We start from the raw sequence: 13,053 nt of genomic DNA on the forward strand, positions 1-13,053 counted from the left end.
TGACAGTTTGACAACCCAGCGCTATCCGCTGTTAGCTGAAGTATAGGGAGTCTGTTGCTAAAAAGTAAAAAGCGCGCGCGGCGTTTTGACAGTTAACGCCTATCGCAAGAAAAGAGATCGTAATCACAGTCGAACAGGCTACAATCGGGACATCACGTCACATTCATTCTCAAGCATAAGAGCGTTGCTATGAAAAATATCAATCCTAGTCAAACCGCTGCTTGGCAAGCCCTGCAGCAACATTTTGAACAAATGAAAGACATACGGATCGCCGATCTGTTTGCGCAGGATAGCGAGCGTTTCTCCAAGTTTTCCGCCACCTTTAACGATCAGATGCTGGTGGACTATTCCAAAAACCGCATCACCGCAGAAACGCTGGAAAAGCTGCAGGCCCTGGCGAAGGAAACGGATTTGCATGGCGCCATCAAATCCATGTTCGCCGGTGAGAAGATTAACCGCACCGAAGACCGCGCGGTGCTGCACGTTGCTCTGCGCAACCGCAGTAACACGCCGATCATCGTTGACGGTAAAGACGTGATGCCGGAGGTCAATGCGGTTCTGGCGAAGATGAAACAATTCTGCGACCGGGTGATAGGCGGCGAGTGGAAAGGCTACACCGGCAAGGCGATTACCGACGTGGTGAACATCGGTATCGGCGGATCCGATCTTGGCCCGTATATGGCGACCGAAGCGCTGCGTCCGTACAAGAACCACCTGAACATGCACTTTGTGTCCAACGTTGACGGCACGCACATCGCCGAAACGCTCAAACCACTGAGCCCGGAAACCACGCTGTTCCTGGTGGCGTCCAAAACCTTTACTACCCAGGAAACCATGACCAATGCCCATAGCGCGCGTGAATGGTTCCTGAAGTTCGCCGGCGATCGGCAGCACGTGGCCAAGCATTTCGCCGCGCTGTCTACCAACGGCCAGGCGGTAGCGGAATTCGGCATTGATACCGCCAACATGTTCGAATTCTGGGACTGGGTCGGTGGTCGTTATTCCCTGTGGTCGGCGATCGGTCTGTCAATCGCGCTGTCGCTGGGCTTTGACAATTTCGAACAGCTGCTGAGCGGCGCCCATGCGATGGACAAACACTTCGCAGAAACTCCGGCCGAGCAGAACCTGCCGGTACTGCTGGCGTTGATTGGCATCTGGTACAACAATTTCTTTGGTGCCGAAACCGAAGCGATTCTGCCGTATGATCAATACATGCATCGTTTTGCCGCGTATTTCCAGCAGGGCAATATGGAATCCAACGGCAAATATGTCGATCGCAACGGCAATCCGGTGGATTACCAGACCGGTCCGATTATCTGGGGCGAGCCGGGCACCAACGGCCAGCATGCGTTCTATCAGCTGATTCACCAGGGCACCAAACTGGTCCCTTGCGATTTTATCGCGCCGGCCATCAGTCACAATCCGCTGAGCGACCACCACGCCAAACTGCTGTCCAACTTCTTTGCGCAAACCGAAGCGCTGGCGTTTGGCAAATCGCTTGAGGTGGTAGAGGAAGAGTTCGCTGCCCAGGGCAAAAAGCCGGAAGAGGTCAAGCACGTGGCGCCGTTCAAGGTGTTTGAAGGCAACCGTCCGACCAACTCGATTCTGCTGCGTGAAATCACCCCGTTCAGTCTGGGCAGCCTGATTGCGCTCTATGAGCACAAAATCTTCACTCAGGGCGCCATCTTGAACATTTTCACCTTCGACCAGTGGGGCGTGGAGTTGGGCAAACAGCTGGCTAATCGCATTTTGCCGGAACTGACCAGTGCCGAACCGGTTACCAGCCACGACAGCTCGACCAACGCGCTGATCAATCGCTTTAAAGCATGGCGTTAATCCAGGGGCCGGGTGCTTAACCGCGCGCTCGCACCGAGACAATAAAAAACCCGCGCGGCGGGTTTTTTTATTGCCGTCGATCAACATTAGCGCGATGTGAAGTCAATCACCATGCGGCCTTTGATCTTGCCTTGCGCCATTTCATGGAAAATGGCATTGATGTCTTCCAGCGGGCGCTTGGTCACCGCCGGCGCCACTTTGCCCTCGGCGGCGAACTGGAACGCTTCCTTCAGATCTTCACGCGTGCCGACCAGCGAGCCGACAACCTGAATGCCGTCCAGCACCAGTCGTGGAATATTCAGGCTCATGGATTCCGGTGGCAGGCCGACGGCCACGATGCGGCCACCGGCGCGCATGGCGTCCACCGCAGAGTTAAACGCGGCTTTGGCGACGGCGGTCACCACCGCTGCGTGTGCGCCGGCCATTTCGGTCTGAATAATCTTCGCCGCGTCCTCTTTCGATGAGTTGATCACCCGATCGGCGCCCATTTCGCTGGCAAATTTCAGTTGTTCATCATTGACGTCAATAGCGATCACTTTGGCGTTAAACACGTTTTTTGCATATTGCAGCGCCAGATTGCCCAGCCCGCCCAGGCCGTAAATGGCGATCCACTGTCCGGGGGCCACGCCCGACATTTTCACCGCCTTATAGGTGGTGACGCCGGCGCAGGTAATGCTGCTGGCGGCCGCCGAATCGAGGCCGTCCGGTACTCTCACCGCATAGTCGGCCACCACGATGCACTCTTCCGCCATGCCGCCATCGACGGTGTAACCGGCGTTTTTCACCTCGCGACACAGGGTTTCGTTACCGGTAGTACAGTATTCGCAGTGCCCGCAACCCTGATAAAACCAGGCGACGCTGGCACGATCGCCGACCCGTAGCGAGCTGACACCCGGACCGACAGACTTGACGATACCAATGCCTTCATGTCCCAGAATAACCCCGGTTTTATCGCCGAAATCGCCATTTTTGACATGCAGATCGGTATGGCATACCCCGCAGCATTCCATCCTGAGCAAGGCTTCGCCGTGTTGCAGCGGGCGGAGCTTTTTGTCGACGATAGCGATCGAATGGTCCTGATTGACAACGGCTGCTTTCATCTTGTTTTGACCCTCTTGATAACAAAGTTAAAAGATAGCGCAGAATCGGGCAGACGGTGGGCATGGCGCAGAGATAGGGCAGATATGCGACGGCAAGGCACAAAAAAGCCAGTCGGCATGTCATCGACTGGCTTTATGCGGGGCAGCGTTAACCGTTACAGGTTGATAGGCACTTCAAGGCTGATGCCGGCGCCAACGTCGTCGGCGGTGCTGTGGTTGTTATCGGTATACCACAGGCTGGTGTCGAACTTGACCTGAGAGTCGAAGTTGTAGCCCCAACCCAGCTGGATGCCCTTGAGGGTATCAGAGCGTGGGAAAGCCTGGTTGATGCTCTGGTTGTTCGGGTTGACCTTGGCGTAGACCAGTCGGGTGCTCCAGCGTTGGCCATCATCCAGTACCATCTCTACCCGGCCGGACAGCATCTGGCCGTCGCCGCCCATGGCGTGACCCAGCGGGTAACCCTGCTGGTAGTAGCCGCCTTTGTAGGTGTAGTGAGTATAGACATATCTATTGCGGCTCATATCGGCACGCGTGTCTGCGCCTTCGATATACCAGTTAATGGTGGTAGGACCCCATTCGGGGTGGCCTTCCAGGCCCAACAGGTAAGTATTTTGCGACGGTAGGAAGCCTGCCTCATCTTCCCCGACCAGTTGGCCATACAGACTGACCGGCAGACCAATCAGCGGCTGCATTTTCAATTTGAAGTCGAAACCGGCCAGTTGGTTGCCAGGATCGTTCCCTTGGCCCGAGTCGTCATTGTCATTACCGCTGAAGGCATCCCAGAAGGAACTCCAGGATTGCGGTCGACCTTCTCCGCCCCATTGCATGATGCGCGATGCACCCAGTTCGAGGAAGTTGGTCGGCATCATGGTGAGTCGCCCACCGATCAGCTTGGTATGAGGGACGGAAGTGTATTGCGACAGCTGGCCGGCGGTCAGCTGGTACTGCCAGCGACCAATCCACGACAGCCAAGGTGTTTCAAACGGTGATTGATCGGCGCGCTGCATCATAAAGCCGGTTACCGGGCGGGCGGCGTCGGAGCGAATCAGGCTGCCGTCATAGCCCGGCCCCCACCATTGTGACACTTCGCCAAAGGAGAGCCACTGGTTCCATATTTTTACCGCGCCGTAGGAGCCTTGCAGGTTGAACTTGGAGCTGTCACCCACGCGCTGGTCACCTTCAACCGAGCCTTGCAGGCGGACATCCCAATAGTCACCGCTGCCGCCGACGCCAACGGTCAGGCGATCGTCGGCATATTCGTTTTGGCCAAAGCCCTGCGGGGTGCCTGGCTTGTCGGTTGAAGCATAGCCGGTGATGCGAACGTTGGATTTCAGTTCACCTACGCGACGCTGAACGCGTTCAATCACGTTTTTCTCGGTGTTGGTGACCGGCTTGGCCTGTGAAATCACCGAGCTGATCTCTTCTTGACTCAGTGGCCAGGTCGACAGGCTGACGTTAATTACGCCGCGATCGGATAGCCAGGCAAGGTCGTTACGCAGATCGTTATCAGGGGTAACCAGGCCGCTGGCATGGCCGGTTAACGCACAGGAAAACAGGCCAGCAGCGACCAATCCATTGAGTTTAGCGCGCATAGGAAGGATCCCTTTGAAGTTTGTGTTTTATGTAAATTATTTACGCACAATGATAGTTTGCATTTCTAATTGCAACAAACATATCACCGAGCATGATCATAACCTAAGTGCTGTGCGATGCTTTATAAGGAATTTCCGATAATTGGTCGGTAATTGTACATTACCCCAATAGGACAGAAATAACGTATTTAATTGAAAAATAAGGGAATGAAAGTATGGCAAAAACCTCGCGCTCGATAATCATCGCCAAAGGGTTGCAACGGGTACTCAACGTCGGTTTATTGCTGTTGGCGGCGATCCTGGTGGTGTTCCTGGTGAAGGAAACCATCCATCTGGCAAAAGTATTGTTTATCAATAGCGAGGAGTCTTCCTCGTATCTCTTGATCGAAGGGATTGTGATTTACTTTTTGTATTTTGAATTTATCGCCTTGATCGTGAAGTATTTTGAATCGGGTTACCACTTCCCGCTGCGTTATTTCATTTATATCGGCATCACTGCCATCATCCGATTGATCATAGTTGATCATAAAAACCCATTCGATACGCTGATTTATTCAGGGGCGATATTGTTGTTAGTGGTGACGCTGTTCCTGGCCAATAGCGACCGGCTGAAACGCGAATAGCAGGGATAAAAAGGGCGGCCCAGCGGGCCGCCGAAGACACAGGCTTAGAAATACATCAAACATATCGCAGTAGCATAAAATTACCCTTTGACCCCGCCGGCGGTCAGACCTCCCACCAACCAGCGCTGCGCCAGCAGGAAGACGGCGGTGATCGGGATTGCCGACAGCACCGCTGCGGCGGCAAAGTCCCCCCACAAATAGTTCTGCGGATTGAGGTACTGCTGCATGCCGACCGCCAGCGTGTAGCTGTTGACGTCGCGTAGCAGCAATGACGCCACCGGCACTTCGGTGATGGCGGCGATAAACGACAGAATAAACACCACCGCCAGAATCGGCACCGACAGCGGCAACAGCACCAGGCGGAACGCCTGCCATGGGCTGGCACCGTCCAGCGCGGCGGCCTCTTCCAGCGAGTTGTCGATGGTTTCGAAATAACCCTTGATGGTCCAGACGTGCAGCGCGATGCCGCCCATATAGGCGAATATCACCCCGCCGTGGGTGTTGAGGCCGATGAACGGCAGGTATTGCCCCAGACGATCGAACAGCGCGTACAGCGCCACCAGTGAAAGCACCGCCGGGAACATCTGGAAGATCAGCATGCTCTTCAGCAGGGTGCTTTTGCCGCGAAAACGCATGCGTGCGAAGGCATAGGCGCAGGTGGTGGACAGTGTGACAATGCCGATGGCGGTGATCACCGCCACTTTAATCGAGTTCCACAGCCATAGCAGTACCGGGAAAGGCGGCGGCGTCACGCTACCGTCGGCGTGGGTGACGCTGAAACCGAGCGCCAGCCGCCAGTGTTCGAACGAGATCTCCTCGGGGATCAGGCTGCCGGTGGCAAAGTTGCCGGAGCGCAGCGAAATGGCGATCACCATCAGCAGCGGGAACATGATCAGTGCGATAAAGCACAGCATCAATAGGTGAGTCAGCAACAGGCGTATGCGTTGAGACTTGGGTTGAACCATCGCCATTTTTTTCTCCTAGTCGAAATTCATCTTGCTGGCTTTCAGATTCAAAATCGCCAACGCGCCGACCAGCAGGAAGATCAGCGTGGCGATCGCCGCCGCCAGGCCGAAGTCTTGGCCGCCGCCGCCCTCAAAGGCGATGCGATAGGTATAACTGACCAGCAGGTCGGTGTAGCCGGCCGGGGTGGTGGTGCCAATCATGTCCGGTCCGCCATTGGTCAATAGCTGGATCAGCACGAAGTTGTTAAAATTAAAGGCAAAACTGGCGATCATCAACGGTGTCAGTGGCTTGATCAGCAACGGTAAGGTGATACGGAAGAAGTTCTGCAACGGGCTGGCGCCGTCCATTGCCGACGCTTCATACAGATCGTCCGGAATGGCCTTCAGCAGGCCCATGCACAGGATCATCATATAGGGATAGCCCAGCCAGGTATTGACGATGATAATCATACTCTTGGCGGTGAGCGGATCGCTGAACCAGGCCGGTTTGATGCCAAACAGCGCGCTGAGCATCAGGTTGATTTCGCCGAAGCTCTGGTTGAACAGCCCCTTGAAGATCAGGATCGATATGAACGACGGCACCGCATACGGCAGGATCAGCAACACGCGGTAAACCGCTTTGCCTTTCAGCGCTTCCCACTGCACCACGCAGGCCAGCACCATGCCGACGGCAACGGTCAGGAAAACCGTCAACACCGAAAACACGATGGTCCAGACAAAAATCGAGATAAACGGTTTTTTGATACCTTCATCCTGCAATACGCGCAGGAAGTTCTTCCAGCCGGTGGTAACGGTATAGCCTGGGCTGAGCGTTTCCTTGGCCCAACTGCCGTCGGCGTTCACCGCCTGATAAAAACCGATCTCCTGATTCGGCCGATACTGCACCTGAGTCTGGTTGTTGGTCAGCGTTTTGCCGTCATCGGCGACGTGATACAGCGGGCTGGTGCCGGCAAACTGGCGCAGTGAGCTCATGCGCAGTTCACCGCCGTCCGGCAGCTGCGCCACCAGGTGGCTCAGGGTCTGACGATGCTGGGTAATGACGCGCAGCGTGGCGCGTTCGGTGGCGGGCTGGCTGGCGGTCGCGGTTAACTTCACCGGCTCCGTCAGGTTGGCGTCAAGGCTGAACGGCTCTGACACCAGCAGTTCACCGCTGTCCGGATGAGTCAATTGCAACTGCCATTGCTGATTGGCTGCGGCATACAGACCGAAGGTAAAAGTCTTGCCGGTCTGGAACTGGCGTTGCATCAACACCGACTGGGCACGTTCAAACGTCAGCTGATTGGTACTGCTGTAGTTGGTGAAGGCGATGGCAATGGTGCAAATCAGCGGGAACAGGACAAACAGCCCCATACCCGCGACGCCCGGGTACACGTAGCGCCAGGCATAGGCGCGCCGGTTGGCGAAGACGTATAGCCCGGCGCCGATCAGGATCAGCGTCATAATGGCGAACAGATATTCACCCTGTGCATACATCAACACAATCAGATAGCAGGTTATCAGGCTGAGCAGGCCGATACACAGCCATTTCAATCCCTCACTCTGCCACCACTTCGATTTTTTTCGCGCAGGCGAACCGGCGTGAGCTAATTGCATAGGGCGTTCCTTTCTCTGCAGCAACGGCGGGGCGCTCGTCCCCATCATACTTGAAGCTACACCTTGGTTGGCGGTGTCCGCCTGCCCCGGACAGATAGCTAGCCATGCTGCCGGGGAGGGAGGTACCAGCCGTCGCGGTGTAACGCCATGATCAGGGGAGGCTAATCCCGCACAACGACATTACTTGGTGATGCGGGTTTGCGCATCGTCCAGCGCGGCCTTGACCGTTTGGCGACTGCTGACGGCGTTAATCACCGCGCTGCGCATCGCATACCAGAAGGCGCTCATTTGCGGGATATTTGGCATGATTTCGCCATTCTGCGAGTTCTGCATGGTGGCGGCGATCTTCGGATCCTTTTCCAACTGCGTCTGGAACGACTTCAGCGCCACGGCGCCCAGCGGTTTATCCTTGTTGACGTCAGCCAGACCCTGATCGGTTAACAGATAGTTTTCCAGAAACTCGGTCGCCAGCTCTTTGTTCGGACTGGCGGCATTGATGCCGGCGGTCAACACGCCAACGAAGGCTTTGGACGGCTTGCCTTTGAAGCTGGGCAGCAGCGCCACGCCGTAGTTGATGTTGCTCTTGTCGATATTGGTCCACGCCCACGGGCCGTTGATGGTCATCGCCGTCTGGCCTTTGTTGAACGCGGCTTCGGCAATGGAATAATCGGTATCGGCATTGATGTGCTTGTTTTTCACCAGGTCGACGATAAATTGCAGGCCGGCTTGCGAACCGCTGTTGGCTACGCCGACGTTCTTGACGTCATACTTGCCGTTTTCCATCTTGAAGGCATAACCGCCGTCGGCGGCGATAATCGGCCAGGTAAAGTACGGCTCCTGCAGGTTCCACATGATGGCGCTTTTACCCTGGGCGCGTAGCGTTTTGTCCAGTGCCGGGATCTCTTCCCAGGTTTTTGGCGCTTCCTTGATCAGATCCTTGTTGTAAATCAGCGACAGCGCTTCCACCGCCACCGGGTAGCCAATCAGCTTGCCGTCGTAGCGTACCGCGTCCCAGGTGAAGGGATAGATTTTGTCCTGGAAGGCTTTGGAAGGATGGATTTCCGCCAGCAGACCGGACTGCGCATAGCCGCCAAAACGGTCGTGCGCCCAGAAGATGATGTCCGGACCGTCACCGGTAGCGGCGACCTGCGGGTACTTTTCTTCCAGCTTGTCCGGATGCTCAATGGTGACCTTGATGCCGGTGTCTTTTTCAAATTTTTTGCCGACTTCAGCCAGGCCGTTATAGCCTTTGTCGCCGTTGATCCAGATAACCAGTTTGCCTTCTTCGATCTTGGCAAACGCCGACGAAGAAAGCACCAGCGTCGTCAATGCTGACAGCGCCAGAGTGCGCGCGGTGGTGGTAATTCTGCGAGTCATAGTCCAATCCTTCTGTGGGCACTGCGGTAAGGAGAGTGATTTCGTTGCTTATAGTGGGTGACAAAGCGACATGGGCTCATCCTCCCCCCGTCTACGCCCCATGGCCAGGTAGTGTGATCCAGCTAACATTACGCCCTATTCTGTGGGGTTAGACACAAAAAGGTCGACGATTTTTGCCAGACAGATCACAGATTTGTCTTAGGTGCCGACGCTGTGACCATCCGGGTCGTTCTCTCATCCTCCCGTCTCCTCCCCCATGAAAAACCCGGTTACGGATGATTACCGTTTCCTGCGGTTCGCGCACTATCGGCAGCATCACTTTTATCCCCGTTGCAGCAGGAAACCGTACCTATGTCGTTAATGCGTAGCGCCACTCACCCGACGTTGTACCGGATTCATCCGGTGAGTTTCCGTGATGGCAACGGCGACGGCATTGGCGACGTCGAGGGGCTGCTGAGTACGCTGGCGTATTTTGAAGCGCTGTCGGTGGATGGCCTGGTGGTACCGCAAACCTGGCTGGCGGATGTCGGCGGCGCAGCGGCGGCGCGAGGTTTGACCCTGTGGCACGGCGATGAGGCCGGCTATCTGTATCAGGACGACCAGCCGTACGCCAGCAGCCCGTTGGCGCAGCAGGTGGTGCCGTTCAGTGCGGAAAAGCTGGTTGAGGTGCTCAATGCGCGTCGTCATCGTCTGGCGGACAGCGTGTGGAGCACCGGTGACGCCAATCAGCCGCGCGTGGTCAGCCACTGGGGGCAGGGAGATTTACGTTCCGCCGATGCCTTTCTGACATTGTTGGCGCTGCTGCCAGCTCCCGTTTGCCTGTATCAGGGCGAAGAGCTGGGCTTGCCACACGCCGCCGATCTGCACGATCCGCAGGGCGCACAAACGCCGATGCCGTGGCACGAAGCACCAGAACAGGTCACCGCAGGGGAGATCCATTGGTATCAGCAGGTGGCCATCGAACATCGTGCCATGGCGATCAGCCGCCAGCAGCACGATGGCCAATCCACGTTGCAGTATTGCCGCTCATTGCTGGCGCTGCGCCGGTTGCCGGTAATTCAACACGGTGAACTGCAGGCGGTCAGCCAGCAAAATGGCCTGGTTCGCTTACTTATTACCCATCAGGATCAAAGCCTTGAAGCGCTGATTAATTTGCAGCCGTATACTCAGGCGGCCGCGCCGTCTGAGGCGACCATGCCATGGGCATGGCAGACGGCGCAGGGCCAAGAGGGTCATCAATGGGTTTTGGCGGGGTTTGCCTCCGCCATTTTCACTAGGAATGTTAACTGCGAAAGCAGGGGAGTAACGCATGGCTAGCGTCACACTGCGCAGCGTTTATAAGGCCTTTGGCGAGGCCGTGATATCCAGAGACGTCAACCTGACTATCGACGACGGAGAGTTTGTCGTGTTTGTCGGGCCATCAGGCTGCGGTAAATCGACGCTGCTGCGCATGATCGCCGGGTTGGAGGACATTACCTCGGGCGATTTGTTTATCGGCGAAACGCGCATGAACGAAGTTCCGCCATCCGAGCGCGGTATCGGCATGGTATTCCAGTCCTACGCGCTGTATCCGCACTTGTCGGTGGCGGACAACATGTCGTTTGGCCTCAAGCTGGCCGGTGCGAAAAAGGCGGAAATCAAGGCGCGAGTGAATCAGGTTTCCGAAGTACTGCAGCTGGCGCACTTGCTCGATCGGCGGCCGAAAGCGTTGTCCGGCGGGCAGCGTCAGCGGGTAGCGATCGGTCGTACGCTGGTGGCCGAGCCGGATGTGTTCCTGCTCGACGAGCCGCTTTCCAACCTCGATGCCGCGCTGCGTGTACAGATGCGTATCGAAATCTCCCGTCTGCACAAGCGCTTGCAGCGCACCATGATTTACGTCACCCACGATCAGGTGGAAGCGATGACGCTGGCCGACAAGATCGTGGTGCTTGACGCCGGGCGCGTTGCTCAGGTCGGCAAGCCGCTGGAGCTATATCACTACCCGGCCAACCGTTTCGTCGCCGGCTTTATCGGTTCGCCGAAGATGAACTTCCTGCCGGTCAAGGTGACCGCCGCAGAGCCGCAGCGGGTGCAGATCGAACTGCCGAACCGCCAGCTGGTCTGGCTGCCGGTGGATGGCAGCGGGGTAGTGGCCGGTGCCAACATGTCGTTGGGCATTCGCCCGGAACATCTGCTGCCGAGCAACGCCTCGGAAGTGACGTTGGAAGGTGACGTACAGGTGGTAGAGCAGCTCGGCAACGAGACGCAAATCCACATCCAAATCCCGGCAATCCGTCAGAACCTGGTGTACCGCCAGAACGACGTGGTGCTGGTAGAAGAAGGTGCCACATTCGCCATCGGCTTGCCGCCGCACCGTTGCCACCTGTTCCGCGAGGATGGAACGGCGTGTAAACGGCTGCATCAGGAGCTGGGCGTTTAAAGCACCACAACCCGGCGCCTTTTGCGCTACGGCAGCGTTGGCTGCGAACTCTCCCCGCGGCCACCTGCTTGCGCGGCCGGCGGGGGAGCCGCATCCCGGCGCTCATGCCGCCGCGTGAAATCCATTGGGTAACGGTCTGTATAACTGGAGAATAATGATGACTACTCTGCGCAAACTCCCTCTGGCACTGGCTGTCGCCGCTGGTGCTCTCTCTTCATCAGCGATGGCGGTGGATTTTCATGGCTACGCACGTTCCGGTATTGGCTGGACCGGCAGCGGCGGTGAGCAGCAATGCTTCCAGGCTACCGGCGCCGGCAGCAAATACCGTCTTGGCAACGAATGTGAAACCTACGCGGAATTAAAGCTGGGTCAGGAAGTCTGGAAAGACGGTGACAAGAGCTTCTACTTCGATACCAACCTGGCGTACTCGGTTTCACAGCGTTCCGACTGGGAAGACACCACGCCGGGTTTCCGTGAAGTGAATGTGCAGGGTAAAAACCTGATCGAATGGCTGCCTGGCTCCACGCTGTGGGCCGGTAAGCGCTTCTACCAGCGTCATGATGTTCACATGATCGACTTCTACTACTGGGATATTTCCGGCCCGGGTGCGGGTCTGGAGAACGTGGATCTCGGCTTCGGCAAATTGTCGATGGCGGTAACCCGTAACGGTGAATCCGGCGGTTCTTACGGTTATCTGTATAACGAATGGGATGAGCGTCCAACCGTCAATGACGTGTTCGACGTGCGTCTGGCCGGTCTGGAAACCAACCCGGGAGGTACGCTGGAGTTTGGCGTCGATTACGGTCGTGCCAACGTGCAGGACGGTTATCATCTGGCTGACGGCGCTTCCAAGGATGGTTGGATGTTCACCGCAGAACATACGCAAAGCATCCTCAACGGCTACAACAAATTTGTCCTGCAATACGCCTCCGACTCGATGACCTCACAGAATAATGGCCGTAACCAGGGCTCCAGCGTTGATAACAACGGCAATATGTTCCGCGTACTGGATCACGGCGCAATTGATTTCAATGATAAATGGGCGCTGATGTACGTGGCGATGTATCAGGACATCGACCGTGACAATGACAACGGCAGCACCTGGTACACCGTGGGCGTGCGGCCAATGTATAAATGGACGCCGATCATGAGCACCTTGCTGGAAGCGGGTTATGACAACGTCAAGTCTCAGCGTACCGGCGATCGCAACGGTCAGTACAAAGTGACGCTGGCTCAGCAATGGCAGGCGGGCGACAGCATCTGGTCACGCCCGGCAATCCGTCTGTTTGCCACCTACGCCAAGTGGGATGAGAAGTGGGGCTACGCCAACAGCGATTCCGGTTCGGCATATACCACCGGTACCGCCTACAGCGATAGCAGCGCACACACCTTCAGCCGCGGCAATGACGATGAAGTCACCTTCGGCGCACAGATGGAAATCTGGTGGTAATACCGGCACGGTGGGAAGACGCCTGCGCCTCTTCCCGTCACTGATTACCGGCAGCGTGGCGCTTGCCTGCCCGCTGCCGGCATGAATGGGGATATAAC

General features: G+C 56.6%; 10 protein-coding genes. 5 read left to right on the top strand and 5 right to left on the bottom strand.

Annotation, left to right across the window (positions count from 1 at the left end):
* The first annotated feature begins 189 nt into the window (after positions 1-189).
* Positions 190-1,836, top strand: coding sequence for a glucose-6-phosphate isomerase (gene pgi / locus NYE85_RS06515; RefSeq protein ID WP_259003857.1), 1,647 nt, complete (start codon positions 190-192; stop codon positions 1,834-1,836).
* A gap of 86 nt (positions 1,837-1,922) precedes the next feature.
* On the opposite strand, the gene adhP is transcribed toward pgi, so the two are convergent.
* Both adhP and NYE85_RS06525 read right to left on the bottom strand, forming a co-directional pair.
* Complete coding sequence (gene adhP / locus NYE85_RS06520) at positions 1,923-2,936, bottom strand: alcohol dehydrogenase AdhP (RefSeq protein ID WP_259003859.1); 1,014 nt, start codon at positions 2,934-2,936, stop codon at positions 1,923-1,925.
* 155 nt (positions 2,937-3,091) lie between these two features.
* On the bottom strand, positions 3,092-4,528 hold the full coding sequence (locus tag NYE85_RS06525; RefSeq protein WP_259003860.1) for a capsule assembly Wzi family protein: 1,437 nt from the start codon (positions 4,526-4,528) through the stop codon (positions 3,092-3,094).
* A 215-nt stretch (positions 4,529-4,743) separates the two neighbouring features.
* Between NYE85_RS06525 and psiE the strand changes: the two genes are divergently transcribed.
* The gene (psiE, locus tag NYE85_RS06530; RefSeq protein ID WP_259003861.1) at positions 4,744-5,151 is read left to right on the top strand and encodes a phosphate-starvation-inducible protein PsiE; all 408 of its coding nucleotides are present in this window, start codon (positions 4,744-4,746) and stop codon (positions 5,149-5,151) included.
* Positions 5,152-5,231: 80 nt separating this feature from the next.
* Here psiE and malG read toward each other — a convergent pair whose 3' ends face one another.
* From malG to malE, 3 genes are all read right to left on the bottom strand, one after another.
* Positions 5,232-6,122 carry a maltose ABC transporter permease MalG gene (gene malG / locus NYE85_RS06535; protein ID WP_259003863.1) on the bottom strand — a complete coding sequence of 297 codons (891 nt, stop codon included), beginning with the start codon at positions 6,120-6,122 and terminating at the stop codon, positions 5,232-5,234.
* Positions 6,123-6,131: 9 nt separating this feature from the next.
* A complete protein-coding gene (gene malF / locus NYE85_RS06540; RefSeq protein ID WP_259003864.1) occupies positions 6,132-7,709 on the bottom strand; it encodes a maltose ABC transporter permease MalF in 1,578 nt (525 codons plus the stop codon).
* A gap of 180 nt (positions 7,710-7,889) precedes the next feature.
* Positions 7,890-9,086 (bottom strand): maltose/maltodextrin ABC transporter substrate-binding protein MalE, encoded by a 1,197-nt coding sequence (malE, locus tag NYE85_RS06545; protein WP_259003865.1) that lies wholly within the window; start codon positions 9,084-9,086, stop codon positions 7,890-7,892.
* A 351-nt stretch (positions 9,087-9,437) separates the two neighbouring features.
* On the opposite strand from malE, the gene NYE85_RS06550 reads away from it, so the two are divergent.
* The 3 genes from NYE85_RS06550 (at position 9,438) to NYE85_RS06560 (ending at position 12,955) form a co-directional block, all read left to right on the top strand.
* A complete protein-coding gene (locus tag NYE85_RS06550; protein WP_259003866.1) occupies positions 9,438-10,403 on the top strand; it encodes an alpha-amylase family glycosyl hydrolase in 966 nt (321 codons plus the stop codon).
* Positions 10,396-11,505 (top strand): maltose/maltodextrin ABC transporter ATP-binding protein MalK, encoded by a 1,110-nt coding sequence (gene malK, locus NYE85_RS06555; protein ID WP_259003867.1) that lies wholly within the window; start codon positions 10,396-10,398, stop codon positions 11,503-11,505. The genes NYE85_RS06550 and malK overlap by 8 nt, the downstream gene beginning before the upstream one ends.
* 157 nt (positions 11,506-11,662) lie before the next feature.
* Entirely contained in the window at positions 11,663-12,955 is a 1,293-nt protein-coding gene (locus NYE85_RS06560; protein ID WP_309600858.1) for a maltoporin, read from the top strand.
* The last annotated feature ends 98 nt before the right edge of the window (positions 12,956-13,053 follow it).

The organism is Serratia sp. AKBS12 (genome assembly GCF_024793895.1).
GTDB lineage: Bacteria > Pseudomonadota > Gammaproteobacteria > Enterobacterales > Enterobacteriaceae > Serratia_F.